This window comes from Idiomarina abyssalis (genome assembly GCF_019797805.1).
Lineage (GTDB): Bacteria > Pseudomonadota > Gammaproteobacteria > Enterobacterales > Alteromonadaceae > Idiomarina > Idiomarina abyssalis.
This window is the reverse complement of the sequence record NZ_CP081832.1, coordinates 363426-389257: the sequence shown is the minus strand read 5'-3', so window position 1 is coordinate 389257 and position 25832 is coordinate 363426. Positions and strand designations below refer to the sequence as shown.

Sequence of the window (25832 nt, the reverse complement as noted above, 5' to 3'; positions counted from 1 at the left end):
TTATGAATGACGAGCTAATTAAAGCGCTTTTCACAGAGAGCATACAGACACAGATCTCCGCAGTTGAGAGCCTGACCGATGACATGGCAACCACAGTGGAGTTGTTAGTGGCTAACCTGCTCAATGGTCAACGCGTTTTTTGCTGCGGAGACCGAACCACAGGAGTGGTTGCACAGCATTTTTCCAATCTCATGACAGAGGGGATGAAGCTCGAACGGCCTCCTTTTCCAGTGCTGGCCCTCAATTCGGGCAAGCAAAAGCAACTGGCTGCCTTAGGTCAGGCTAGCGACATTTTGATAGTTATAGCCGATAATCAGGAAAATGAAGAACTAACCTCCGTTATGGAAACAGCAATTAGCCGCGACATGTTAATCATTGCCCTAACCGGAGAAGGTAATGACTCTGTTTCCGGTTTATTAGGGGCTAATGACATAGAACTGCGTGTGCCAAGTTTAAATCCCGCTCGTATACTGGAAACCCAGTTATTTATTGTCCATGGTCTATGTGAACAAATAGAAAATACTATCTTCCCTCAGGAGCACTGACGCGTATGACTTTATCTAAACTCGCTTTACCCGTCATTTTTATCAGCTTGTTAGCCTTACAAGGATGCGCTGCTGTCGCAGTTGGCGCTGCCGCAGTTGGTATCTCGTCTGCAACAGACCCACGTACCATAGGCACGCAGGTAGACGATCAAACGATTGAAATGAAAACGAATGCCAAACTGGGGAACGATGAGCAGCTTGAGGATTCTCGCGTCATTGCGGTGAGCTACGATACCAACGTGCTGTTGATTGGCCAGGTGCCCAGCGAGAGTTTGAAAAGAAGAGCAGAAGATGTCATTAGAGATACGAATGGCATTAATAAAATTTTCAATCAACTGCGTATTGGCTCAAAAGCTTCTGCAACGGTTCGCGCAGGCGACAGCTGGATAACCAGTAAAGTGAAACTTAAGTTTGCGAATAATAAGTCCATAGATGCCACCAACATAAAAGTGGTAACAGAAAACGGCGAGGTATTTCTGCTAGGCCATGTTAGTCAGGGGGAAGCAGAGGCTGCTGTTGAAGTTGCAAGAAATGTTGATGGTGTAGGACGAGTCATTAAAGCACTAACCATTAAGCGTTAGTGCTTTAAATCCTTACTTAACAACTTTTAAGTTGGGCTTTTTCTTCGCTGACTTTTGCTCAGTTTCAGTGTTGCTCTGCTCTTCTTCGTCAAGCTCGGGCATTTTATCCAGCTCGGGCTCGGCCTCAAACATAGCACCAGCTCCATTTTCACGGGCGTATATGGCTAATGCCGCCGTCATAGGAACAACAACCTGCATGGGCTGCCCACCAAAACGTGCGTTAAACCGCACCTCATGGTCCGCCAACTGTAAGTTCTGAACTGCTGTTGGTGAAATATTAAGAACTATCTGGCCTTCACTCACAAAGTTTTGTGGCACAACCGTGCCGACAATGGTTGCGTCAACAACCAAGTGCGGAGTCAGATCGTTATCAACAATCCATTCGTACAGTCCACGAAGTAGATAAGGTCTTTTCGGCGTCATAGCACTACTCCTCGACGTCGATGAAATTAATGACGGGCGAGCTCTTTCTCTTCTTCCGTTAAAGAGTCCTGGAACGTTTTGCGTTCAAATAAACGTACCATATATTGCTTGATCTCTTTTGCACCTTGCCCTTCCAGGTCAATGCCGTAAGCTGGTAAACGCCATAGCAGAGGTGCCAAATAACAATCGACTAAGCTGAACTCTTCACTCATGAAATAAGGCGTGTCGGCAAATATAGGAGCCAAAGAAAGTATCCCTTCTTTCAGTTCCTGCCTTGCCTGTGCATCGCCTTGCTGAATTTTTTCAGCCAGACTGTACCAGTCACGCTCAATACGGTACATCATAAGACGACTTGTACCACGGGCAACCGGGTACACCGGCATCAGTGGCGGGTGCGGGAAACGCTCATCAAGATACTCCATGATAATTTGTGCGTTATATAACACCAGTTCACGGTCAACAAGAGTCGGCGTAGCCTCTGGGTACGGGTTAAGCTGTAACAGATCCTCCGGCGTACTTTCGTCGGTCACATACGTAATTTCGACACCAACACCTTTCTCAGCTAACACCAGACGTACCTGATGACTCTTTAAGTCATCCTTTCCTGAATATAACGTCATTACTGAGCGTTTATTTGCTGCAACAGCCATTCCTTTCTCCAGATAATATCAACGGCAAAAGGGTGGCAAGCCACCCTTTACTAAGTCGTTGTCTAACAGACTGATAAGCCTCGATTATTTGAGGTCTTTCCAAAACTCTTTCTTCAGTAACCATGCCAAAATAGTGAATACCAGCAGGAAACCAAAGACAAACCAACCCATTCGACGCTGCTCTAACAACATAGGCTCACCGGTGTATACCAGGAACGCTGTTAAATCTAGCATCGCTTGGTCGTACTCGCTTTCAGACAGGCGACCGTTTCCATCGGTTTTAATACCAACGTAAACGTCTTTCATTTCGCCGTCTATCATACGCTCTTCGTAGGTTTTTTCAGGAAGCCCCTGAAGTTCTTCCAGCACATGCGGCATACCCACGTTAGGGAATACTGCGTTGTTAACCCCAAATGGGCGACTTTCGTCTTTATAAAATGAGCGTAAATAAGTGTAAATCCAGTCCGCACCACGTACACGAGCAACATTGGTTAAGTCCGGTACAGCTGTACCAAACCAATTCGCAGCGGAATCTGAATTCATATTATTGGTAATAAGATCACCGGCTTTATTGCCAGTAAACTGTAAGTGCTTCTCACCCAGCTCTTGTGGGATACCAAGGTCTTCAAAGGTGCGGTTATAGCGATGATACTCCAGCTGATGACAACCCAGACAGTAGTTCATATATAACTGCGCACCGCGTTGCAACGAGGCCTTGTCGTGTAAATCGACTTCGGCCTTATCTAATGGAACTTCAGGACCCGCCGCAAAAACCAGCGACGGAATCAAAGTTATAAGAGCGATTAACAGTTTTTTCATTTCGACGTCACCCTTTCTGGTACCGGTTTAGTCTTCTCGCGCTTACTGTAGAACCAGAGCAGCCCGAAGAATGCAAAGTACAAGAACGTAAATATCTGTGCGAACACGGTTGCAACAGGAGTTGCAGGCTGAGTTCCCAGATAACCCAGTACAACGAAGCTGATCGCGAATACGGTTAAGTTCAGCTTATGCAATAGGCTACGATAACGAATTGAGCGTACTCGACCACGGTCTAACCAAGGCAATAAGGCCAGGAAGGCAATGGCAGCAAACATGAGAATGACGCCAAATAGCTTATCCGGAACCGCGCGCAAAATAGCGTAGAACGGAGTGAAGTACCATACCGGAGCTATGTGCTCTGGTGTCTTCAGCGGGTTCGCTGGCTCGAAGTTCGGTGGCTCAAGGAAAAAGCCGCCCATTTCCGGATTGAAGAAAATAACGTAACAGAAGAAGAACAAGAAGATACCAAAACCGAACATGTCCTTAAGGATGTAATAAGGATAAAACGGGATGGAATCAACAATGTCTTTCTTGTTCGTGAAGCGCTCATGGAACTTAAATTTCGGCTTCTCTTCGTCAGGAACCGAGCCTTTAGGCTTCTTCGTATCAACACCATCGGGGTTATTAGAACCGACCTCGTGCAAAGCGACGATGTGCAAGAAGACCAAAATAACCAGCACTAATGGTAAAGCAATGACATGCAGTGCAAAGAAACGGTTTAACGTAGCGCCCGAAATAACGTAGTCACCGCGGATCCACAAAGTTAAATCATCACCAATGACCGGAATTGCACCGAACAAGGAGATAATAACCTGAGCACCCCAGTATGACATTTGTCCCCATGGTAGCAAGTAGCCCATGAAGGCTTCCGCCATTAGTACCAGGAAGATGAACATACCAAACAACCAGATTAATTCCCGTGGTTTTTGGTAAGAACCGTACATCATGCCGCGGAACATATGCAGATAGACCACCACGAAAAACGCTGATGCCCCAGTGGAGTGCATGTAACGCAACAGCCAACCGTATTCAACGTCACGCATGATGTACTCGACCGAAGCAAATGCGCCTTCAGCACTGGGTACGTAGTTCATGGTAAGCCAAATACCGGTCAGAATTTGGTTAATTAATACAATAGTTGCCAAGAAACCGAAAACATACCACATGTTGAAGTTTTTCGGAGCTGGATACTGTGCCAGGTGGATGTTCCAGGTTTTTGTCATGGGGATGCGGGCATCCATCCACTCTACAAATCGCTTAAACATTATGCTTGCCCCTTATCTTCACCCACCAAAATGGTGTTCTCGTCGATAAAATAATGCGGCGGCACGACTAAGTTCAGAGGTGCTGGAACGCTTTCAAAAACACGACCTGCAATATCAAACTTCGAACCGTGACACGGGCAGAAGAAACCAGATTCAACGCCATCAACATGGTCTCCCATTCCCTTTTCGAGATAGGACGGGGAACAACCTAAATGGGTACAGATACCAACGGCGACAAAGAATTCTTCCTTGATTGAACGGTGTTGGTTCTGAGCGTACTCAGGCTGCTGTGGTTCTTCCGAATTAGGGTCGCGAAGCCGATCTTCAACTTTAGACAACCCTTCCAGCATATCGGGGGTACGACGCACCACCCAGACTGGCTTTCCGCGCCATTTCACACGGACTAGCTGGCCAGGTTCAGCCTTGCGTATATTCACTTCTACGGGCGCACCCGCGTTTTTCGCTTTCGCACTTGGGTTCCATGATCTTATGAAGGGAACGGCTACTGTTAGCGCTCCGGCACCACCTACCACAGAGGTTGCGACAGTCAAAAAACGACGGCGGCCTTTATCTACAGGCGCATTGCTCATCCATCTACTCTCCAGTTTTGGACGCTCCACGATACTTTGTCGCGAAGTCGGGAATTAGCTGCTGCTTTGTCCGCTTATGCGGATTACAGAAAATGCTTTGAGATGATAATGAAAAGACACACTTTTTACAAGCTTAATAGCCGCTATTATCGCGGTATTTCTATTTCGATCAGACATAAAAAAACCCAGCCGAAGCTGGGTTTTGCCACAATAAATGAAGACGAATTAACGCTTCGAGAACTGTGGACGTTTACGTGCTTTATGCAAGCCGATTTTCTTACGTTCAACCTGACGAGCGTCACGAGTAACGTAACCTTCTTTACGTAGCGGACTACGTAGAGCTTCGTCGTACTGCATTAATGCACGGGTAATACCGTGACGAATTGCACCAGCCTGACCCGTAGTACCACCACCACTTACAGTGATGTACAAGTCAAACTTTTCAGTCATTTCAACTAACTCTAACGGCTGACGAACAACCATTTGAGCCGTTTCACGACCGAAGTATTCGTTCAGTTCACGGTTGTTAATTTTGATGTTGCCGCTACCAGGACGCAAAAATACGCGAGCCGTGGAGTTTTTGCGACGACCAGTACCGTAGTATTGATTATCTGCCATAGTGTTCTTGCTCCGTATTATATATCCAGTTGTTTAGGTTGTTGAGCAATATGGTTATGCTCAGTACCTGCGTACACTTTCAGTTTACGGAACATGGCACGACCCAATGGACCACGGGGTAACATACCTTTCACCGCTTTCTGAATGACCATCTCTGGTTTCTTAGCAATCAGTTTTTCAAAGCTGATTGATTTGATACCACCCGGAAATCCAGTGTGCGAGTAGTACATCTTGTCCTGAGCTTTGTTACCGGTAACGGCAACTTTCTCAGCGTTAATTACGACGATGTAGTCGCCGGTATCAACGTGAGGCGTGTACTCAGGCTTATGCTTGCCGCGTAAACGACGAGCGATTTCAGTAGCTAAACGACCTAAAGTTTTGCCTTCAGCGTCTACTACGTACCAGTCGCGTTTTACCGTTTCTGGCTTGGCTACAAATGTTTTCATTGTATAAAACCTACATTTTAAAAGTTCACGGACAGTAATTCCGGGCTTCCCCGCGAATCACAACAATAAAAAAATGATAAAAATCATTTAGTTATCTGCTGCGACCGCTGCATTACGTTAGGTAACACAACGGACTGTAACGTGGGCTGCGCGGATTATAGGAAAAATGCGGTTAAAGATCACGCATTTTCTGAAATTTATGCTTTATGTGCCATAGCGAGATATTCCTGACTCTGCATTTCCTGCAGTCGACTGACACAGCGGCGGAACTCAAAAGTTAACTGGCCTTCGGTATATAACGATTCGATATCCACTTCTGCAGATAAAATCAGCTTCACCCGACGCTCATAAAATTCATCCACTAACGCGATGAAACGTCTGGCGGTATCGTCTTTTCCCGCGCCCATTTGTTCGACATTACTGATCAGGACAGCGTGATAAATTCGCGCTATCTCCATGTAGTCGTTTTGGCTGCGTGCGGTTTTACAAATAGAAGTAAAATCAAAGAACACAACGTCGTCACACTCGGCTCTTACGTCAATATCCCGACCTTCGATATCAATACAATCTGATTCGTACCGGTCTTTGCACTCCGGTGCCAGCTCTTTGAAATACTGCCATAAGTTTTTATCAGCCTGGTCATCCAGCGGTGAGTGAAAAATTTCAGCTCGTGTCAGTGTTCTTAAGCGGTAGTCGATACCACTGTCAACATTCACCACTTCACAGTGCCGCTTGATAAGTTTAATCGCCGGAATAAAACGCGCTCGTTGCAGGCCATTTTTATAAAGATCGTCCGGAATAATATTCGACGTGGCAACCAACACCACACCCCGCTCAAATAAATACTCAAACAGCTTACCCAGCAACATAGCATCGGTAATGTCCTGTACGAAAAACTCGTCAAAACAGACAATTAGTGCTTCATCGGCGATCTTGTCCGCCACAATACGTAACGGATCACTTTGCTTATCCAGCATTTTTAATTCGTTATGAACTCGATGCATAAAACGATGGAAATGAATGCGCCATTTACGTTCAACTGGCAAACTCTCAAAAAAAGTATCAACCAAGTAGGTTTTACCACGGCCCACACCACCCCAGAAATAAATTCCCTGAGGCCTCTCAGGCTCTTTGCTTAGAAGTTTTCGCCACCCCGATAAGGTGTGGTAATGGTGCCAGTCGATAAGCTCATCATGCAGTCTTTGCAAATGTTTAACGGCATTAAGCTGGGCTTCATCTTCCGAGAAGCCATTGTGTTCGATATCATACTGATAACGTTCTAATGGAGACATTTGCTGTTTGGACACTACCACTTCACCTCAGTTGGGATTATCCTAATAGGTAATATGTTACCATGAAGGTGAAGCGCAGCAATCATTCGAAGCTGTAGCAGCTTGTTCAGGAGTTAATTATGAGTTGGATTATTGGAGTTCTGTTGGTCATTGCCGGTGCAATCATTGGCTTTTTCGCAGCTCGTTACAGTCAGTCAAAAGGTCAGTCAGGCGACCTTGAAGAGCAAGTTCAGCAAAGCCAACAGCGTTTAACCGACTACCAGCGAGAAGTTGCCGAACACTTTGCAACGGCCAATGCCATGGTAGAACAACTGGCCGACACACAACAGCGTCTGCAAAGCTATTTGAGCCAAAGTGCCGAATTGCTTGAAAAAGGCGATGTTCAAAGCGACTTACCTTTTTTCGCTGAAGATACCCTTAAGCAGTTGCGCGTAGCCAACTCTCTGAACAAAGACCACCGCTCTGGTCGTGACAGTTATAGTGCTAACGACATGCCTCGCGACTACACCGAAGGTTCCAGCGGCTTATTCTCAAATAGTTACGAAGAAAAATCGGAAAAAGAGTCCTCAAAAACATCTTGAAACACTTTTAGAGTGAACTCATATAACTAACAAGCGGTCTTAACTCGCAGACCGCTTGTTAGTGCTTTATTAAGGAGTCACTCAAACCATGAAACGAGTATTAGCTTTATTCAGTTTACTCTTTGTTTTTAGTTTTACCCCTATTACTTCGGCTCAGGCCGGGATCCCATTTTTTGGCAATGACGACGAAAAACCTACTCTGGCACCTATGCTGGAAGAGGTTACACCTGCTGTTGTCAACATTTCCGTAAAAGGAAAGCGCGAGGTCAGACAACGACTACCGGATGCGCTTCGTTTTTTCTTCGGACCTAATGCACCGCGCGAACAAGTTCGCGAGCATCCATTTCAGGGGCTGGGTTCCGGCGTAATTATTGATGCCAAGAACGGTTATGTCGTCACAAATAACCATGTCATTGACGATGCAACTGAAATTCTGGTTACCCTAAAAGATGGCCGCGAGTTTGACGCCAAGGTTATCGGCACCGATAAACGCAGTGACGTTGCACTGCTGAAAATTGAAAATGGTGACAACCTTACCGCTATCGAACTCGGCCAGTCTTCAGACCTGCGTGTCGGCGACTTCGTGGTTGCTATTGGCAACCCCTTTGGTCTTGGACAAACGGTCACCTCGGGTATTGTGAGTGCATTAGGCCGTGGCGGGTTAGGTATCGAAGAATTAGAAAACTTTATACAAACCGATGCAGCGATCAACAGTGGTAACTCAGGCGGCGCACTGGTCACCTTAGACGGCAAGTTAATTGGCATAAACACCGCAATACTTGGACCCAATGGCGGTAATATCGGTATCGGTTTTGCCATTCCGTCGGACATGATGAATAACCTGGTTCAGCAGCTGATTGAATTCGGTGAAGTTCGCAGAGGCGTTCTGGGTGTGCGAGGCAACGACCTGACCCATGATGTGGCTCAGGCACTGAATATTCCCGTTAATCGCGGGGCCTTTGTTTCTCAGGTAGTACCCGGTAGCTCGGCAGCTGAGGCAGGTATTGAGTCTGGCGATGTCATCATATCGGTAAATAACCAGACCATTCGCTCATTCTCCGAGCTTGGAGCTATGGTTGGCTCGATAGGCTCCGGTAAGTCAATCGAACTTGGTATTATTCGCGACGGCGAGGAGCAGTCAATCAGCGTCACTTTAGGAGCGCAAGACACCTCAGTAACCGCCGCCTCTATCCACCCGGCTCTGGAAGGAGCAACTCTCGCCGCAGCTGATTCAGGCAAAGGTATAGAAGTATCTGAGCTCGAAGAACGCTCACCTGCAGCCCGAATTGGCCTTGAAAAAGGCGATATTATTCAGGGTGTGAATCGACAGGCAGTCAGTTCCATTGCTGAACTCAGAGCCGCCATTGAAGATAAGGCCGGCGTCATTGCGTTAAATATAAAACGCGACAACAGCTCACTCTTTATTGTGTTGCGCAACGCTAACTGAGATTGTGACAGACAGGTGGTATCAGTGCTATGCTGATACCACTTAATTTAATCGGAAACAGGTATGCAGCGACTCTCTTCAACCCTACGATTCTTGTTTCAGTCAGTCGGTTTAGGCTTGGTTGTTGCGGCCATTGTCATTATCAGTCAGCCTTTTTGGGGCCAATCTGAGTCTTTAAGACAAACCAGTTCCGAGGTTATTTCTTTTAATCAGGCCGTTCGTAAAGCAGCCCCTGCAGTGGTTAATATATACAGCATGGGCGAGATACAAGGTTCATACTACCAGCCACAGTCATCTCGCGTCTGGCGCCTCGGCTCTGGCGTGATTATGGACTCTCAGGGGTACATTTTAACCGCTCACCATGTTGTTGATAATGTCGATCAAATTGAGGTCGCTTTGCAGGATGGACGTCGCTACGCTGCTCAATTAATTGGCAGCGATCGATACACTGACCTGGCCGTACTTAAAATTGATGCCGACAACCTTCCCGTTATTCCGGTTCAGTCAACACGCCGCATTCAGGTTGGTGATATTGTTCTTGCTATAGGTAACCCCTACAACATCGGTCAAACAATAACTCAAGGAATCATCAGTGCCAGCGGCGGACGTGTAGGCGTCAGCAATTCCTACTCTGATTTAATTCAAATGGATGCTGTTATCAACCAAGGCGCATCTGGGGGGGCATTGGTAAATACCGCCGGCGAGCTAATAGGAATTAATAACGCCCGATACAACTCAGCTTTCGGTGATGGCGGCGAAGGGATTTATTTTGCCGTGCCCTATGAAAATGCACGCAAAGTGATGAAAACACTCATTCGTGAAGGCAAGGTGGTTCGTGGCTTCATTGGCATTAGCGTTAATCCGAACTTCAGCGAAGAGCAGTCTTTATCAGGGATCTTAATTACAGAAGTTGAAGCGGGCGGCCCAGCAGCGGCTGCCGGTCTGCAACGTAATGATTTTTTGGTCGCTATTGACGGAGAGCCGGTTCGTTCAGCTCCCGAAGGGCTGGACAGAGTAGCCAATAGCGAGCCGGGTACGAAGTTAGAGGTAGAGTTTTACCGTAACAACAAACGCATGACAACCACGGTAACCGTTGCCGAGTTACCTCGTTAAAAGCAGACGGCGACTAAGCCGTCACTCGCTCAATATCAGCACCTAAACCTTGTAGTTTCTTTTCAATGCCCTCATAACCACGGTCGATATGATAAATACGCTCGACGACCGTTTCTCCAGTCGCTACCAGGCCTGCGATAACTAACGATGCCGAAGCGCGTAAATCAGTACACATAACTTCAGCGCCGGTTAGTTCTTCTACACCATGGCATAAGGCAGTATTGCCTTCCGACTCTACATTTGCACCCATACGCCTTAGCTCAGGAATGTGCATAAACCGGTTTTCAAAAATCGTTTCACGAATACCTGCGGTGCCCTCTGCAATTGCATTTAATGCACAAAACTGGGCTTGCATATCAGTCGGAAAAGCCGGGTGAGGCGCGGTAATAATATTCACCGCTTTGGGGCGTCCCTGACTTTTTAGCGTGATCCAGTCTTCACCTTTTTCGACCTCAGCGCCGGCTTCTTCCAGTTTTTTCAGTACAGCATCCAGACTGGCCGGGTCTGTGTTTTCGCACCGTATAGACCCACCTGTTGCCAAAGCTGCAACCAAAAAGGTACCGGTTTCAATACGATCAGGCATGACGCTGTATTCTCCGCCATGCAATTTTTCCACGCCAGTAATATGAATGGTATCGCAACCAGCGTCGCGCACATTCGCACCCAGGCTGTTCAGAAAGTTTGCTAAGTCGATAACCTCAGGCTCGCGAGCCGCGTTCTCAATTACCGTTTCACCTTCTGCCAATACCGCCGCCATCATCAGATTTTCAGTACCAGTAACACTGACGGTATCTAATAAAATTTCCGCGCCCTTCAAACGGCCTTCGACAGATGCCTTAATGTAGCCATTTTCAACATCAATGTGTGCCCCCATTTTGCGTAAACCTTCAATATGAAGATTAACGGGACGGGCTCCTATCGCGCAGCCACCCGGAAGCGAGACTTCGGCTTTTCCGGTTTTCGCCAATAGTGGCCCCAAAACCAGAATAGACGCCCGCATCGTTTTTACTAAGTCATAAGGCGCTTTAAAATGATTCAGTGTGGTTGGGTCGATAGTCACACTGTTATCGTTCAGGCTACTGTGACAAATGCCAAGGCAGTCTAACAACTCCAAGGTTGTATCAACGTCATGTAAATCGGGAACATTGGATAACATGACTTTATCAGAAGGCAAAAGCGACGCCATTAAGATAGGCAAAGCCGCGTTTTTTGCACCGGAGATTTTGACCGAACCGGACAAAGGCTGCCCACCCCGTATTTTAAATTTATCCATCAACTAACCAACAACCTTATGGCATCATTAATTTTTTATCACGCGCCCAGTCTTCAGGCGTGTAAGCTTTAATTGAAACTGCGTGAATAGAGCCATCCGCAATTAAGGGGTTTAGTGGGCCATAAACAGCTTGCTGACGCTTAACCCGGCTCATGTCTTTAAAGTCTTCACTGACAGCGATAATTTCAACATTAGCACCTTCGGCTTTGACCAGTAATTCTTCCAGTGAAAGTGCCTCGTTAAGCAAAGTTTTCAATTCTTCAGTATTCATTTTTATCTGCCGTTAGCTTAAAAGTGAGTAATGCCGCCTAGCTTAACGAAAGCAACGACTCGACGCCACTAACGCGGGCAATTTGTTTCAACTGTTCAGAAGCACCAATACACGTCAGAGGCCCTTTACCATCACCTACTAACTTAAGAATCTCAAGTAAGAAGGCAACCCCGGCTGTATCGATCACATCCACATCCGTTAAATCAACTTTCGTTTCCGGGCCTATCGACCAACCTTTTCGCTGAGACCAGAGTTTGGCAACACTATGGCGAGTCAATGAGCCGCTAAAAACCAGCGTTTTATCACTACTCACTTTAACTGATGTCAGGCCTGTCTGCTGAGCGCTCATTAAATTCCCTCTGTCGGATTTTCAACTTCGTCATCGGCCTTGATAGGCTCAGAAGCTTTCTTCTCAATCAGCTCTATTGTCTTATCTATGCCATTAGCCCGAATAACCGATGAAATTTCGCTTTGCTTACTGTTAAGCAGACTCACACCTTCCACAACCAAGTCATAAGCTTTCCAAATTTCTTCATCCGAGTCATAGCGAATACGAAAATCCAGACGAATTTCAGGACGCCCTTCTTCTTTTACCCGGGTGCGCACAATTGCAGTGCGCGCATCGTCGGCTAAATCATTGCTGGGCTCAAAGCTGACGCTGTGCTTACTCTCATCGTACTGTGTGAATGCGCGCGCATAAGTCGCTACTAAATAATCGTAAAATGCACGGTAGAAACGTTCTCGTTGCTGCTTCGTGGTATCACGCAGATAACGACCCAATACTTTCTTAGAAGCATACAAACTATCGACATAAGGCATCATCTCATCTTCGACGATTTCCTTCAGATAGTTAGGGTCATCATCAATTTTGTCCCTATCGGATGCGATACGGTCAAAAGTTGTTTCAGCAACTTCTTTTAGTAGTTCATGTGGATTCTCGTTTCGTATTAAATCAGCCGATGCCGATGCTACAAACAGGAGCATCGCCAACGTTGCTGTTACCCATTTATTTACTGCCATGGTGCTCTCCTTACAACCTAATCGTTACCCTGACTAAACAAGAACTGGCCTATTAAATTCTCCAGTACAAGTGCAGATTTCGTGTCTGTAATCATGTCCCCGTCTTCCAGCATATCAACGCTGTCATCAATAAAGCCGGGTTCCAGTCCGAGATATTGCTCACCTAACAGACCAGAGGTTAGTACCGACAAGGTGCTGGTTTCAGAAAACTGGTCATACTCTTTACTGATAGTCATTTCAACGCGCGGCTCATAGTAGTCGCCCGATAGAGAAATATCGGTAACACGACCAACAACAACGCCCCCAACCTTGACCGGAGAGCGGACTTTCAGGCTACCAACATTGTCAAACTTTGCGTACAGGGTGTAAGTATCACCCGATGTCGTCATGGTGCCGCTCGCTGCTCTTAATGCGATAAAGAACAAAGCTAAAATTCCGACGACAACGAAAACGCCTACCCATAACTGTGTTTTTCTTGATTCCATGGTTATCCACCAAACATGATAGCTGTAAGAATAAAATCGAGTCCTAAGATTGCCAGCGATGCCGTCACTACAGTTGACGTTGTCGCGGCACTGATTCCCGCCGAGGTTGGCACTGCACGATAGCCCTTATACAAGGCTATCCAGGTAACAACAAAAGCAAATACGATTGACTTAATAATGCCGTTGAGTAAGTCGTCCTGCCAATCAACCGCTGACTGCATTACTGACCAAAAAGCACCTTCATCAACGCCCAGCCAGCCAGAACCAACCAGGTAACCACCATAAATACCAACAGCTGAAAACATCAGCGCCAGCAATGGCATACTGACTAAGCCGGCCCAAAAGCGCGGAGCAACAACACGACGCAGCGGATCAACCGCCATCATCTCCAGACTGGACAATTGCTCAGTTGCTTTCATCAAGCCGATTTCTGCTGTTAAAGCAGAACCAGCACGGCCGGCAAAAAGCAGACCGGTGACAACAGGCCCCAATTCACGCAATAACGATAAAGCCACCATGGGGCCAAGACTCTGCTCAGCGCCATAATCAACCAAAATAGTATAGCCCTGAAGGCCTAGAACCATTCCTATAAACAAGCCGCTGACAATCACAATGAGCATTGATAGTACGCCGACAACATACATTTGCTTCACAAACAATGGCCAGGACTTGCGCGGCTGGGGTTTTCCAATGATAGCGCTTATCAGCATTGCTAGTGCATAACCAATGCCAGCAAGGCTATCTAATACTTTGCGCCCGATAGACTGAAGAAACTGGCTCATCCCTCGCCCCTTAACAAGTCCGTTGTGAAGTCATCATCCGAATAATGAAATGCAACAGGGCCATCTGCTGAACCGTTCAAGAACTGCTGAATAATTGCCGTTTCGTTGTTTCGCAGTTCATCAGGCGTGCCCTCACCGACCACCTTTTTATCGGCTATGACATAGGCGTAATCCGCAATCGACAAGAGGTCGTTAACGTCATGAGACACAACAATGGAGGTTAGCCCCAGTGACTCATTTAAAGATTTAATCAGTTTTACGATTACCCCCATAGAAATAGGGTCTTGTCCGGCAAATGGCTCATCGTACAAAATTAAATCCGGGTCTAATGCGATTGCTCTTGCTAGTGCAGCTCTTCGTGCCATGCCGCCAGAAAGTTCCGATGGCATTAAATGGCGAGCTCCCCGCAGGCCTACAGCCTCAAGTTTCATTAATACAACGCTACGAATGAGCTCTTCCGGTAAGTCCGTATGTTCGCGCAGCGGAAACGCCACATTTTCGTAAACCGACATGTCGGTAAAAAGAGCGCCACTTTGAAACAACATGCTCATACGCTTTCGCAATTGGTACAGTGCATCGCGTTTTAACTTAGGAACTTCTTCACCGGCGACTTTAATGCTGCCACTGTCAGGCTTAAGCTGCCCGCCAATAAGACGCAGCAACGTGGTCTTGCCGATTCCGCTGGGGCCCATTACAGCAACCATTTTGCCTTTGGGAACAGTAAGCGACAAGCCGTCATAAACCCGGTGGCTTCCATGCGCAAACGTTAGATCCTTAAGTTCTACCAAATTTGTCACGACAATTTCCTGTTAGGGTTTCCATGCCATTATTTTAGCGGCATTCGGCATAACCTGATACCGATAAAGTGTTGCAAATCTTATCAGCGAATCGATTCAATTTCTGTCAATTCATCGACAAGTTTCAGTAAATATTGTGCAAAGTCCTCACGTTCATGTACGCAGGCTTCGCATAAGTTTAGCTGTTCAAACAAACGAGCACCATGAACAGCATAAAACAGGGTCTTACCGACTTTTTTGCCGGCGATACGTTCAAGTCGCTGCAAAGTAACAGCAACATGCTCTTTTAACGGCCCCAGCAGCTCAGGGTTGGTTGCAGCGGCGGCCAGCATGCCACTACCCAGACGTGAACATTCGGCGTCAGTATCAAGAGCTGCTAGTAAGATACTTTTTAACTCCCCTTTTGGGTCATCGCTAAATTGTTGATGATAGGACTCACGTAAAGCTTCATACCTTTCAACTCGTCGTTTGAGCATAGCCTGTAATAAACAGTCTTTACTGTTGAAATGGTAGAGCAACCCGCCTTTACTTATTCCTGTCACTTGGCTTAAAGCATCAAACGTCAGGTGTGCAGCCCCTTCTGCCGCGACCAGCTGGTCTGCCGCATCCAGAATGACTTCCCTGTTACTGGGTCGTCCTGCTCCTTTTTTCTCTACCATAACGTCTTCACTTTACCTGTAGTCACTTTATTAACCGTCTGGTTGGTATAGTAATTATTTTTACAATAAAATACAAGATTTACCTGAGTACGGTAGGCAGAGTTGTATTGAATGACGTATTATACAAGGCAAAAGCACAACGCCAGAGGCATGACAATGAAGCAAGTAACCCAGAATTTTCGGCTGCTGGGCGAACAGGTACTGGATATCGAAAAGAAAGCGATTGAAGGTTTATATCAATATTTAGATGATAACTTTGATGCTGCCTGCCAAACGCTGTTTAACTGCAAAGGTCGGGTTATCGTTACCGGCATGGGAAAGTCCGGCCATATTGGCGGGAAAATAGCCGCAACACTTGCCTCTACCGGCACGCCTGCTTTTTTTGTTCATCCGGGCGAAGCCAGTCACGGTGACCTCGGCATGGTGGCAGCCCAGGACGTGGTTATTGCCATATCAAACAGCGGCGAAACAGCCGAAGTACTGAACATTATTCCGGTCATAAAACGCCTTGGTGTTCCTTTAATATCAATGACAGGCAAACCGGACTCCACTCTGGCAAGACTTGCCGACACCCATGTTTGTATTGCTGTTGAGCAAGAGGCGTGCCCACTGGGCTTGGCGCCAACAGCCTCTACCACAGCAACTTTGGTTATGGGTGATGCATTTGCCGTCGCTCTGCTGAACGCCCGCGGCTTCACCGCCGATGATTTTGCCTTGTCTCACCCTGGTGGCTCTTTAGGCAAACGATTGTTGCTTCGCCTGCACGATGTCATGCACACAGGCGACAGAGTTCCGATGATTCCGGCTGACGCCATTATCAGTGATGCCTTGTTAGAAATGTCGCGCAAAGGCCTGGGCATGACCGCTGTAGTGGATGAAAATAATCGCCTGGCCGGTATCTTCACCGATGGTGATTTGCGCCGCATTCTGGATAACCGGGTGGATGTCCACAAAACACCAATAGCTGATGTTATGACCCGCTCCTGTACGACCGCTAATGCAGATATGCTGGCCGCAGAAGCATTAAAACTGATGCAGGACCGCAAAATTAACGGGCTTATCATCACGAATGATGATGGTCATCCGTGTGGAGCGATGAATATGCATGACTTACTACAGGCGGGAGTACTCTAATGGAGTGTGTTAATACTTGGTACGGTGATATTGATAAAAGCCTGTTTAGCCGTTTTTCCGAAATTAAGTTACTGGTACTGGATGTGGACGGCGTTTTTTCTGACGGTCGAATCTATTTAGGCAACGACGGTGAGGAACTCAAGGCATTTCACACCCGTGATGGATTTGGCATGAAAGCGTTAAAAAAGTCCGGCGTTGAGACCGCGGTCATAACCGGCAGAACTTCACGCATTGTCGAACATCGCATGGAACATTTAGATGTTGGTCACATTTATCAGGGCCAGAACGACAAAACAGCTGCTTTTAATGAGCTGCTGAAGAAATTGAATTTGAGCACCGACCAAGTCGCCTATGTGGGAGATGACACCCCCGACTTAGCTCTGATTAAGGCAGCCGGTCTGGGTATTGCAGTACAGGATGCTCACGCATCGGTGCAGCAGCAAGCCGATTATATTACCCGTTGTCACGGTGGATACGGAGCGGTACGCGAAGTCTGCGATCTCATCATGCTCAGTCAGGGCCAACTGCACCTGGCAACAGGAGCCAGTGTGTGAGCCGACGAGTTACTGTCATTCTTATTCTGCTATTCGGTGCCGGGCTTTTGCTTGTCTGGCGCCCTTTTGGTGATGATGCAGACGACAATAATGCCACCGCAACCCGCATGATGCGACCGGATTTCACTGCTTTTGGTCTGGAAACCCGCATTTTTGAGAGTGACGGCTTACTCGCACATAAAATCAAGTCAGAGAAGATGTCGCATTATAATCAAATAGGCTTAACCGAACTCGAGCAGCCTACGTACACTGTCTTCTCAGAACAAGGTGACGAAATTTGGGAGGTTAGCTCTGCACAAGGGACTTTCTACGATGATCAAACTCTTATTTTAGAGCGCGATGTTGAAATCCTTGCGTTAGAGCCTGATACTCGAATTAAACAAGTGTTAACCGAATACCTGATTGTTGATTTGAAAAATCAATCAATGAGCACCGAACACCCGGTGAGCATTCACGGACCCCGGCTATTAATTCGTGGTAACGGAATGAGTGCTGACCTGAAAGCTGAACGAATGGAGCTAAAAAGACATGTTAAAACGATTTTCCAGCCTGCTGAGTAGTTTTACTCTTATTGCCTTGGTGCCTTGTGCAGTTATGGCTCAGGGTAAGTCCGACTTTAGTCAGCCTATGGAGGTAGAGTCGAGCCAGGAAGAGCTGGACATTAAAAACAACCGGCTAGTTTTAACGGACAATGTCATTATTCGTCAGGGATCGTTATTAATCAGAGCAGACAGACTTGAAGCCTCGGCCAGCGAGAATGCAGAACAAGCCGATACTTTTGTTGCAGAAGGCACTCCTGCTACTTACAGCCAGACTCTGGATGATGGCAATAAGATAAACGCAGAGGCCAACAAAATTACCTATTTTCAATCGGAACAGCGCCTGGAGCTTAGCGGAAAAGCCCGTATTTCTCAGGGTAGCAGCAGTTCCAGTGGTGATCTCATCACCTATGATTTAGACAAACAAACCATAACCGCGACCAGTTCCGGTGAAGAAGACAGTCGCGTCATCACCATTTTTACGCCAAAGGCAAAAACTGACTCCAACGAGAAAAATAACGAGAACCCTTAATATGGCAACCTTACGAGTTAAACACTTAGCCAAAAGCTATAAAAGTCGCCAGGTTGTTAAAGACGTTAGCCTGGAGGTGAGCCAGGGACAGGTTATTGGATTATTAGGGCCTAATGGAGCCGGTAAAACAACCACCTTTTATATGATTGTCGGACTGGTTAACAGCGATAAAGGCCAGATTTTACTGGATGATAACGACCTCACTTTACTGCCAATGCATGAGCGGGCGCGCAGAGGTATTGGTTACCTGCCACAGGAAGCTTCTATTTTCAGAAAGCTCACCGTACGTGACAACCTGATGGCCATTTTAGAAACCCGCAAAGCGTTATCAGACAACGACAGAGAAGAACAGCTCGATGCCTTACTCGAAGAGTTTAATATTGGGCACATTGCCAACAGCCAGGGAATGAGTCTGTCAGGCGGTGAGCGCCGACGGGTTGAAATAGCCCGGGCCCTGGCAGCAGAACCCACTTTTATTCTTTTAGATGAGCCTTTCGCCGGTGTCGACCCCATATCCGTCATTGATATCAAAAAAATCATTGAGCATTTAAAGCAACGCGGTATTGGCGTATTGATTACCGACCATAATGTTCGTGAAACCCTATCGGTTTGTGAACACGCCTATATCGTTAGTCATGGCGAACTTATTGCCAGCGGGGATGCAGAAAGTATATTATCGAATCAACAGGTTAAAGACGTTTACCTCGGTGAGCAGTTCACCTTATAACGTGAAACCGGGACAGTCATTATGAAGCAAAGTCTGCAGCTAAAAATTGGTCAGCATCTGACCATGACGCCACAACTTCAACAGGCCATTCGCCTGCTGCAGCTTTCCTCGCTCGATCTTCAGGCTGAAATTCAGGATGCACTGGACAGTAATCCTCTATTAGAAGTTGAAGGCGATGCCAGCAACGAAGCTGACAATTCCGAAACCCGAAATATCGAAGAGCGGGATGACAGTCAGCGAGAAACCTCAGACGTTATAAAAACTCAGGAAATGCCGGACGAGTTACCGGTAGACAGCAGTTGGGATGACACCTACTCCAGCCAGACACCGGTTAATGGGGCCGCGTCCTCTGGTAAGTCTTTTGAAGGTGACTTTGAAGTTTACCAGGGCTCGACCAGTGAGTCGTTGCAAGATCACTTACTTTGGCAAATGCAGCTTTCTCACTTTTCTGAGGAAGACACCGCCATAGCTGAAGCCATTATCGAAGCCATAGACGACAACGGCTATCTAATGGTCGATGTTGATGAGATTATTGAAGCGGTGCGCCTTCCGGAGGTGGAAGCAGAAGAAGTTTGTATGGTGCTTAAACGCATTCAGCACTTCGACCCAATAGGTGTGGGAGCACGCAGCGTCAGCGAATGCCTTGCCATCCAATTGCGGCAACTAAGCGACGACACTGAGTACAAAGAAACTGCTCTATGTTTAGTGACTGAACATATGGATTTACTGGGCAGCCGGGATTTTCGCACCATTCAGCGTAAGTTAAAGCTCTCGGAAGACGACTTGCGTCAAACCATGCGCTTGATTCAGCAGTTGCATCCCCACCCGGGTGAGCAAGTTGCACAACAACCCGTTGAATATGTCATTCCGGATGTTGCTGTGACAAAAAAAAATGGGCGTTGGATGGTCGAATTGAACCCCGACAGCGTACCTAAATTAAAGGTCAATGAAGAATACGCGGCCTTGAGTAAAGCAGCTAAGTCAGTAGCCGACAGCCAGTACATAAAAAACCACACGCAGGAAGCGCGTTGGTTTATAAAAAGCCTGGAAAGTCGCAATGACACGTTGCTAAAAGTTGCCAACTGCATAGTGCAACGCCAACAGGGCTTTTTTGAGCATGGCGAAGAAGCCATGAAGCCTATGGTTTTAAACGATGTCGCCGAAGCGGTGGATATGCACGAAAGCACCATTTCGCGGGTGACAACACAGAAATACTTACACTGTCCGCGGGGCGTGTTTGAGTTAAAATACTTTTTCTCAAGTCATGTCAGTACTGAAGGCGGTGGTGAGTGTTCAAGCACTGCAATACGTGCTTTAATTAAGAAGATGGTCGCTGCAGAAAACCGCAGTAAACCGTTAAGTGACAGCAAAATTGCTGAACTGATAGCTGAACAAGGTATCCAAGTAGCAAGGAGGACAATTGCGAAGTATCGGGAATCGTTAAACATTCCATCATCGAGCCAACGCAAAAGTCTTTTGTAACTTTGTTAACTGCAAGAAGGAAGACGTTATGCAAATTAATTTGACCGGTCACCACATCGATATTACCGAAGCTTTACGTGACTACGTAGACACAAAATTTGCCAAGCTGGAACGACATTTTGACCACATTACTAATGTTCACGTCATCCTAAATGTTGAAAAAACGATTCAAAAAGCGGAAGCTACGCTGCACGTGAATGGCGGTGAAATTTTTGCCGACGCAAAACACGACGATATGTACGCGGCCATCGACGGTTTAATCAATAAGCTGGACCGTCAGGTGATTAAACACAAAGAAAAAATGAAACAACATTAATCCATGCAACTGAGTGAATTGTTAAGCCCCGACTGCACCAAGTGTGCAGTCGAGGGCGCAAGTAAAAAAAGACTGCTTGAAACCATTAGTCAAATCGTAGCTCCTAAGTTGTCCGGCATTACCCGCCATGACATTTTTGAGAGCCTATTGAACCGTGAGCGTTTGGGCAGTACGGGAATTGGCTTAGGTATCGCAATTCCTCATGGCCGATTACCCAATGCTAACCACCCGGTTGCGGTATTACTCACGCTAGATGAGCCGATTGAGTTTGACTCTATCGACAACCAACCCGTCGATATTATATTCGCGCTTCTGGTACCAGAATCCGAACACGAAAACCATCTGCAGACTTTAGCTTCTGTCGCTCGCCGTATGAATGACAAAGACTGCACACGTGCATTACGCCAGGCTGACTCCGACAAAGACTTATACCAATTATTTATTGGCGAAGGTGAGCAGTCGCCATGCAACTGATCATTGTTAGTGGTCGTTCCGGTTCAGGTAAAACCATCGCGTTGCGGGTCCTTGAGGATTTAGGTTTTTACTGCGTTGATAATTTACCCATTAGCCTGCTACCCACGTTAGTCCATGCTGTTATCGAGCAATACCAGAAAATTGCCATTAGCATTGACGTTCGTAACTTACCCGAGCACTCCGAAGAACTGCTGGATTCACTCAACTTTTTGCCTAAAGGCGTAGAGCCCGAAATTCTGTTCATTGATGCAGACGACAACACCTTATTAAAACGTTTCGGTGAAACCCGGCGACTACACCCGCTCTCGCAAAAAGAACTGCCTTTACTGGAAGCGCTGCAAACCGAGCATAAGATGCTTGAGCCTATTATGGAACGTGCCACCTGGCGCCTCGACAGTAGCGACTTGTCATTGCACCAGCTGAGCGAACAGGTTACTGAGCGTGTACTTGGTCGCGCAGATAAAAAACTCATTATTGTCTTTCAGTCATTTGGCTTTAAATACGGCTTACCCAAAGACGCCGACTTTGTTTTTGACGCACGAATTTTACCGAACCCACACTGGCAACCTGAGCTAAAGTTGTTAACGGGGTTGGATACCGATGTACAACTCTTCTTCCGCCAACAACCTTTAGTCACTAAGTTTATCTATCAGCTGGAAAACTTTCTCGACACCTGGTTACCGCATTTTCAGCGCAGCAACCGAAGTTATCTGACTATTGCCACCGGCTGCACTGGTGGTCAGCACCGTTCAGTTTATATCTCTCAGCAGCTAGCCGAGCGCTTTGAACAAAAAGACCTAAAGGTTCAGGTCAGACACCGGGAGTTAAAGCGAAATGGATAAAGTTTGCAGAGACCTGATTATTCGCAATAAACTGGGTCTGCATGCTCGCGCCGCAACCAAGTTGGCTCAATTGACACAAGAATTTGATTCAACCATAACGGTGCGACAAGGCGAACAATGCGTGAATGCCGCCAGTGTAATGTGTCTCATGCTACTGGCCAGCCAACAGGGTAAATCTGTTGAAGTGTGTGCTGAAGGAAAAGATGCACAAGCGGCGCTGGATGCTGTTAGTGCGTTATTTGAAGATCGCTTCGAGGAAGACGAATAAACATGATTGCGGAACTGTCCGACAAAGAATATGCCATGCAGCGCATCCAGGAGGTTAACTCCGCGCTGTCCGATGGCATGTTCGTTGCTGCCCGCCGTATGCTGCATAATATGCCGGCATGTGACGTGGCACTGTTGTTGGAGTCTTCACCACCGAAAAGCCGTTCCATTGTCTGGAAACTGGTCGATGTTGAAGAACACGGTGAAATTCTTGAAGAACTGAACGAAGAAGTTCAGAAAGACATTATTCGCCAAATGGCACCGGAGAACCTTGCCGCTGCCACCGAAGGCATGGACACCGATGACCTGGCCTACGTTTTGCGTGGCTTACCTGAGCCAGTCTATCAGGAAGTATTGAAGTCCATGGACGAGAGCGACCGTGAACGTGCGGAAACAGCGCTCTCATACGCCGAAGACAGCGCTGGTGGTATCATGAACACCGATACTATTACCCTGCGCTCAGACGTCACCATAGACGTTGTCCTGCGTTACTTGCGTCTTAAAGGCGAACTGCCCGAAGCGACAGACAAACTCTATGTTGTCGACCGCAATGAAAAAGTCACCGGTGAGATATCTCTGACTCAACTACTGACCGTTGACCCGAGCCGCCGTATTGATGAGATTATGTCGTCTGACATTACGACCATACCCGTCGATATGGAAGAAACCGAGGTCGCGAAGCTATTCGAACGCCATGACTGGGTATCCGCGCCGGTTGTCGACAGTGACCAGCAGCTTGTCGGTCGTATTACCATCGATGACGTGGTCGATATTATTCGCGAAGAAGCCCAGCACTCTATGTTGAGTATGGCGGGTCTGGAAGATGACGAAGATACCTTCGCCCCCGTATTAAAAAGTACCCGACGCCGGACAGTCTGGCTGGCGGTGAACTTAGTTACGGCGTTACTCGCCGCTATGGTCAGTTCCTTATTTGAAGATATTTTAGCGCAAATGGCGGTACTGGCTATTCTGAACACCATTGTGCCCAGTATGGGTGGTATCGCTGGTAGTCAGACACTGACGCTGGTGATACGAGGTATGGCTCTGGGCCATATAGGAACCAGTAACTCCCGATGGCTTATCGGTAAAGAGTTGGCTATTGGTTTCTTAAACGGCATTATCTGGTCGGTGCTGATTGCGGCTGTCGTCGCGCTGTGGAAGCAAGACTGGTTAGTCGGTGGGATTATCGCCTTTGCAATGATGATGAACCTGGTAGCTGCCGCGTTGGCCGGTGCGACCATACCACTTGTTCTTAAGCGCTTTAATATTGACCCGGCTCTGGCGGGCGGGGTTATCCTCACTACCGTGACTGACGTTGTCGGTATCTTTGCCTTCCTTGGCTCAGCAACCTTATTACTGTCTTAAATCTTTTTAGTTTAATTACCGGCAACACTCATTTGCTCTAACAATACAGAGCCTGTGTGCAGCGCATGGCGCTCATCGGTGTCATTACCTATGGCAACAATGTTCGCCAGCATGTCTTTTAAGTTACCGGCAATAGTGACTTCTTCTACCGGGTATTGAATTTCTCCGTTTTCAACCCAGAAGCCGGCGGCGCCACGTGAGTAGTCACCGTTGACCATATTCACGCCCTGGCCCATTAGCTCAGTTACCAGCAAACCAGTACCCATTTTCTTGCACAATTGTGCTAAAGAATTATCCTGCTGTGTAACTCGCCAATTGTGAATACCTCCAGCGTGCCCGGTTGGCTGCATACCCAATTTACGCGCGGCGTAACTGGCTAACAGGTAAGTCTGCAAAACACCGTCGGTCATAATATTCTGCTCTTTTGTCGCCAGACCTTCTGCATCGAATGGCGAGCTCGCCAGGCCACCAATAATGTGTGGTTTTTCCTGAATATTAAGCCACTCGGGCAGTACCTGTTTACCGAGCTGATCAAGCAGGAAGCTGGATTTACGATACAAATTGCCACCGCTGATTGCGCTCACCAAGTGTCCGAACAAACTTCCGGCAATGTCTGCCCGGAAAATGACCGGCACTTTAGCGGTTGGTACTTTGCGTGCACCTAAGCGGGACAAGGTTTCTGCAGCGGCTTCTTCGGCAACGCTTTCGGCAGATTTAAGTTCCTGCATCTTACGCGCAACAGAATAACTCATGTCTCTCTGCATTTTGTCGCCCTCTTTGGCGATTAAAACGCAACTGAGGTTATGCCGGGACTGTAAATAGCCACCGATAAAACCATGACTATTACCGTAAACCCGAAAGCCGGTATGGCTGCCGTAATGCGCGCCGTCTGAATTAACAATACGCTCGTCCAGATTCAACGCGTGTTTCTCGCAAGCCAATGCCTGCTTTATAGCATACTCAGCGCTCTGATCACCCGGGTGGCACAAGTCCAGATCGGGCACATCGGTAGCCATTAATTCTGCCGGAGCCAAGCCATTGTATGGATCCGGAGAAGTGAACCGAGCAATATCACAGGCTTTATCAACTGCCGCACTAATTGCTTGCTCAGACAGGTCAGTGGTTGATGCCGAACCTTTCTGGTGTCCACGGTAAACACTAATACCCAGCGCACCGTCCTGATTAAACTCTACGGTTTCAACTTCTCCCAGGCGTGTGCCCACTGAAATACCTGAACTGTGGCTTATTGAACACTCGGCAGAACTGACACCTTTGGCCTCAGCCAGACGCAGCGCTTCTTTTACCGCAGTCTCTACCTGCTTCATTTGAACCTGTAAGTCACTCAGTTGTACTATCAAAAAACTCTCCTCACTGCTAAACTGACGGCTTTGTAGCGCTAATGAATCGAACTTATGCCTAAACGCCCAGCCGAAAATCCTGAACAATCTGACGACTTCGTCAGCAAGTCCCAAAAAAAACGCGAAATGGCGGAACGCCAGGAGCTTGGGACTCAACTTGTCAATTTAACCGACAGCCAGTTAGCAAAAATGCCACTGGATGATGAGCTGCGCGATGCCGTTTTACTTGCCCATAAAATTCGCAACAAGCACGAAGGCTACCGACGCCAGCTTCAATTTATTGGCAAGCTCATGCGCTTACGTGATATTGCGCCTATTGAGCAAGCTCTAAATAATCTAAAAAATGCGCATCAACAGCAGACTTCTATCTTCCACGAGATTGAAACCACTCGCGATAAGCTGCTGCATGAAGGCGACGACGCTCTGCAAGCATTTATTGAGGAGCATCCTCATGCTGACCGCCAAAAACTGCGTCAGTTAATCCGCCTTGCAGAGAAGCAAAAAGCGGAACAAAAACCGCCTGTTGCCGCTCGTCAACTCTTCGTCTATTTACGTGAACTGCTTGCCTAGCCGCAGGCAGTTCGG

34 protein-coding genes are annotated in these 25832 nt (G+C 47.2%); 17 read left to right on the top strand and 17 right to left on the bottom strand.

Annotated features, from left to right (window positions below; all coding sequences use genetic code 11):
- The first annotated feature begins 2 nt into the window (after window positions 1–2).
- Together K5X84_RS01960 and dolP are read left to right on the top strand one after the other, a co-directional pair.
- The gene (locus tag K5X84_RS01960) at window positions 3–545 is read left to right on the top strand and encodes an SIS domain-containing protein (protein ID WP_199494246.1); all 543 of its coding nucleotides are present in this window, start codon (window positions 3–5) and stop codon (window positions 543–545) included.
- Window positions 546–550: 5 nt separating this feature from the next.
- On the top strand, window positions 551–1126 hold the full coding sequence (gene dolP, locus K5X84_RS01955; protein WP_222236425.1) for a division/outer membrane stress-associated lipid-binding lipoprotein: 576 nt from the start codon (window positions 551–553) through the stop codon (window positions 1124–1126).
- A 12-nt stretch (window positions 1127–1138) separates the two neighbouring features.
- Here dolP and K5X84_RS01950 read toward each other — a convergent pair whose 3' ends face one another.
- From K5X84_RS01950 to zapE, 8 genes are all read right to left on the bottom strand, one after another.
- Window positions 1139–1549 (bottom strand): ClpXP protease specificity-enhancing factor, encoded by a 411-nt coding sequence (locus K5X84_RS01950; RefSeq protein ID WP_222236424.1) that lies wholly within the window; start codon window positions 1547–1549, stop codon window positions 1139–1141.
- A gap of 26 nt (window positions 1550–1575) precedes the next feature.
- Window positions 1576–2199: a stringent starvation protein SspA gene (gene sspA, locus K5X84_RS01945; RefSeq protein WP_054489841.1), complete on the bottom strand. Its 624-nt coding sequence runs from the start codon at window positions 2197–2199 to the stop codon at window positions 1576–1578.
- A gap of 84 nt (window positions 2200–2283) precedes the next feature.
- Window positions 2284–3018: a cytochrome c1 gene (locus K5X84_RS01940; RefSeq protein WP_054489839.1), complete on the bottom strand. Its 735-nt coding sequence runs from the start codon at window positions 3016–3018 to the stop codon at window positions 2284–2286.
- Window positions 3015–4283: a cytochrome b gene (locus K5X84_RS01935; RefSeq protein ID WP_199494249.1), complete on the bottom strand. Its 1269-nt coding sequence runs from the start codon at window positions 4281–4283 to the stop codon at window positions 3015–3017. Before K5X84_RS01935 ends, K5X84_RS01940 begins: the two co-directional genes overlap by 4 nt.
- The gene (petA, locus tag K5X84_RS01930) at window positions 4283–4873 is read right to left on the bottom strand and encodes a ubiquinol-cytochrome c reductase iron-sulfur subunit (RefSeq protein WP_222236423.1); all 591 of its coding nucleotides are present in this window, start codon (window positions 4871–4873) and stop codon (window positions 4283–4285) included. Before petA ends, K5X84_RS01935 begins: the two co-directional genes overlap by 1 nt.
- Window positions 4874–5098: 225 nt before the next feature.
- Window positions 5099–5491, bottom strand: coding sequence for a 30S ribosomal protein S9 (gene rpsI, locus K5X84_RS01925; protein WP_054489832.1), 393 nt, complete (start codon window positions 5489–5491; stop codon window positions 5099–5101).
- A gap of 17 nt (window positions 5492–5508) precedes the next feature.
- On the bottom strand, window positions 5509–5937 hold the full coding sequence (gene rplM / locus K5X84_RS01920; protein WP_054489830.1) for a 50S ribosomal protein L13: 429 nt from the start codon (window positions 5935–5937) through the stop codon (window positions 5509–5511).
- A gap of 197 nt (window positions 5938–6134) precedes the next feature.
- Window positions 6135–7229 (bottom strand): cell division protein ZapE, encoded by a 1095-nt coding sequence (gene zapE, locus K5X84_RS01915; RefSeq protein WP_222236970.1) that lies wholly within the window; start codon window positions 7227–7229, stop codon window positions 6135–6137.
- 119 nt (window positions 7230–7348) lie between these two features.
- On the opposite strand from zapE, the gene K5X84_RS01910 reads away from it, so the two are divergent.
- The 3 genes from K5X84_RS01910 (at window position 7349) to K5X84_RS01900 (ending at window position 10370) form a co-directional block, all read left to right on the top strand.
- Complete coding sequence (locus tag K5X84_RS01910; protein WP_199494251.1) at window positions 7349–7810, top strand: Z-ring associated ZapG family protein; 462 nt, start codon at window positions 7349–7351, stop codon at window positions 7808–7810.
- Window positions 7811–7898: 88 nt separating this feature from the next.
- Window positions 7899–9257, top strand: coding sequence for a DegQ family serine endoprotease (locus K5X84_RS01905; RefSeq protein WP_222236422.1), 1359 nt, complete (start codon window positions 7899–7901; stop codon window positions 9255–9257).
- A gap of 63 nt (window positions 9258–9320) precedes the next feature.
- Window positions 9321–10370: a trypsin-like peptidase domain-containing protein gene (locus K5X84_RS01900; RefSeq protein ID WP_222236421.1), complete on the top strand. Its 1050-nt coding sequence runs from the start codon at window positions 9321–9323 to the stop codon at window positions 10368–10370.
- 13 nt (window positions 10371–10383) lie between these two features.
- Here K5X84_RS01900 and murA read toward each other — a convergent pair whose 3' ends face one another.
- From murA to K5X84_RS01860, 8 genes are all read right to left on the bottom strand, one after another.
- A complete protein-coding gene (gene murA / locus K5X84_RS01895; RefSeq protein ID WP_199494254.1) occupies window positions 10384–11643 on the bottom strand; it encodes a UDP-N-acetylglucosamine 1-carboxyvinyltransferase in 1260 nt (419 codons plus the stop codon).
- Window positions 11644–11659: 16 nt separating this feature from the next.
- The gene (locus K5X84_RS01890) at window positions 11660–11914 is read right to left on the bottom strand and encodes a BolA family protein (protein WP_199494255.1); all 255 of its coding nucleotides are present in this window, start codon (window positions 11912–11914) and stop codon (window positions 11660–11662) included.
- Window positions 11915–11951: 37 nt separating this feature from the next.
- Window positions 11952–12263 carry an STAS domain-containing protein gene (locus K5X84_RS01885; protein WP_199494256.1) on the bottom strand — a complete coding sequence of 104 codons (312 nt, stop codon included), beginning with the start codon at window positions 12261–12263 and terminating at the stop codon, window positions 11952–11954.
- Window positions 12263–12934, bottom strand: coding sequence for an MlaC/ttg2D family ABC transporter substrate-binding protein (locus K5X84_RS01880; RefSeq protein ID WP_222236419.1), 672 nt, complete (start codon window positions 12932–12934; stop codon window positions 12263–12265). The genes K5X84_RS01885 and K5X84_RS01880 overlap by 1 nt, the downstream gene beginning before the upstream one ends.
- 17 nt (window positions 12935–12951) lie before the next feature.
- On the bottom strand, window positions 12952–13419 hold the full coding sequence (mlaD, locus tag K5X84_RS01875) for an outer membrane lipid asymmetry maintenance protein MlaD (protein WP_199494258.1): 468 nt from the start codon (window positions 13417–13419) through the stop codon (window positions 12952–12954).
- Window positions 13420–13421: 2 nt separating this feature from the next.
- Window positions 13422–14201 (bottom strand): lipid asymmetry maintenance ABC transporter permease subunit MlaE, encoded by a 780-nt coding sequence (gene mlaE, locus K5X84_RS01870; protein ID WP_222236418.1) that lies wholly within the window; start codon window positions 14199–14201, stop codon window positions 13422–13424.
- Entirely contained in the window at window positions 14198–14998 is an 801-nt protein-coding gene (locus tag K5X84_RS01865) for an ATP-binding cassette domain-containing protein (RefSeq protein ID WP_222236417.1), read from the bottom strand. Before K5X84_RS01865 ends, mlaE begins: the two co-directional genes overlap by 4 nt.
- An 83-nt stretch (window positions 14999–15081) precedes the next feature.
- Complete coding sequence (locus K5X84_RS01860; protein WP_222236415.1) at window positions 15082–15657, bottom strand: TetR/AcrR family transcriptional regulator; 576 nt, start codon at window positions 15655–15657, stop codon at window positions 15082–15084.
- Window positions 15658–15813: 156 nt separating this feature from the next.
- Between K5X84_RS01860 and K5X84_RS01855 the strand changes: the two genes are divergently transcribed.
- From K5X84_RS01855 to mgtE, 11 genes are read left to right on the top strand one after another with little or no spacing between them, the layout of a single operon-like run.
- The gene (locus K5X84_RS01855; RefSeq protein WP_222236413.1) at window positions 15814–16791 is read left to right on the top strand and encodes a KpsF/GutQ family sugar-phosphate isomerase; all 978 of its coding nucleotides are present in this window, start codon (window positions 15814–15816) and stop codon (window positions 16789–16791) included.
- Complete coding sequence (gene kdsC / locus K5X84_RS01850) at window positions 16791–17345, top strand: 3-deoxy-manno-octulosonate-8-phosphatase KdsC (RefSeq protein WP_222236412.1); 555 nt, start codon at window positions 16791–16793, stop codon at window positions 17343–17345. The genes K5X84_RS01855 and kdsC overlap by 1 nt, the downstream gene beginning before the upstream one ends.
- Window positions 17342–17905, top strand: coding sequence for an LPS export ABC transporter periplasmic protein LptC (gene lptC, locus K5X84_RS01845; protein ID WP_199494262.1), 564 nt, complete (start codon window positions 17342–17344; stop codon window positions 17903–17905). The genes kdsC and lptC overlap by 4 nt, the downstream gene beginning before the upstream one ends.
- Window positions 17874–18416, top strand: coding sequence for a lipopolysaccharide transport periplasmic protein LptA (lptA, locus tag K5X84_RS01840; RefSeq protein ID WP_199494263.1), 543 nt, complete (start codon window positions 17874–17876; stop codon window positions 18414–18416). The genes lptC and lptA overlap by 32 nt, the downstream gene beginning before the upstream one ends.
- A 1-nt stretch (window position 18417) precedes the next feature.
- Window positions 18418–19143, top strand: coding sequence for an LPS export ABC transporter ATP-binding protein (lptB, locus tag K5X84_RS01835; protein ID WP_054489801.1), 726 nt, complete (start codon window positions 18418–18420; stop codon window positions 19141–19143).
- Between the two features lie 21 nt (window positions 19144–19164).
- Complete coding sequence (locus K5X84_RS01830) at window positions 19165–20625, top strand: RNA polymerase factor sigma-54 (protein WP_222236411.1); 1461 nt, start codon at window positions 19165–19167, stop codon at window positions 20623–20625.
- A 28-nt stretch (window positions 20626–20653) separates the two neighbouring features.
- On the top strand, window positions 20654–20941 hold the full coding sequence (hpf, locus tag K5X84_RS01825; protein ID WP_054489797.1) for a ribosome hibernation promoting factor: 288 nt from the start codon (window positions 20654–20656) through the stop codon (window positions 20939–20941).
- Between the two features lie 3 nt (window positions 20942–20944).
- Window positions 20945–21415 carry a PTS IIA-like nitrogen regulatory protein PtsN gene (ptsN, locus tag K5X84_RS01820; protein ID WP_054489794.1) on the top strand — a complete coding sequence of 157 codons (471 nt, stop codon included), beginning with the start codon at window positions 20945–20947 and terminating at the stop codon, window positions 21413–21415.
- Window positions 21406–22257, top strand: coding sequence for an RNase adapter RapZ (rapZ, locus tag K5X84_RS01815; protein WP_054489790.1), 852 nt, complete (start codon window positions 21406–21408; stop codon window positions 22255–22257). The genes ptsN and rapZ overlap by 10 nt, the downstream gene beginning before the upstream one ends.
- Complete coding sequence (locus tag K5X84_RS01810; RefSeq protein ID WP_222236409.1) at window positions 22250–22525, top strand: HPr family phosphocarrier protein; 276 nt, start codon at window positions 22250–22252, stop codon at window positions 22523–22525. Before rapZ ends, K5X84_RS01810 begins: the two co-directional genes overlap by 8 nt.
- Before the next feature lie 2 nt (window positions 22526–22527).
- On the top strand, window positions 22528–23889 hold the full coding sequence (gene mgtE / locus K5X84_RS01805) for a magnesium transporter (protein WP_054489786.1): 1362 nt from the start codon (window positions 22528–22530) through the stop codon (window positions 23887–23889).
- 11 nt (window positions 23890–23900) lie between these two features.
- Here the strand turns inward: mgtE and pmbA are convergent, their stop codons facing one another.
- The gene (gene pmbA / locus K5X84_RS01800; RefSeq protein WP_222236969.1) at window positions 23901–25214 is read right to left on the bottom strand and encodes a metalloprotease PmbA; all 1314 of its coding nucleotides are present in this window, start codon (window positions 25212–25214) and stop codon (window positions 23901–23903) included.
- An 87-nt stretch (window positions 25215–25301) separates the two neighbouring features.
- Between pmbA and yjgA the strand changes: the two genes are divergently transcribed.
- A complete protein-coding gene (yjgA, locus tag K5X84_RS01795; RefSeq protein ID WP_054489784.1) occupies window positions 25302–25817 on the top strand; it encodes a ribosome biogenesis factor YjgA in 516 nt (171 codons plus the stop codon).
- Window positions 25818–25832: the final 15 nt, after the last annotated feature.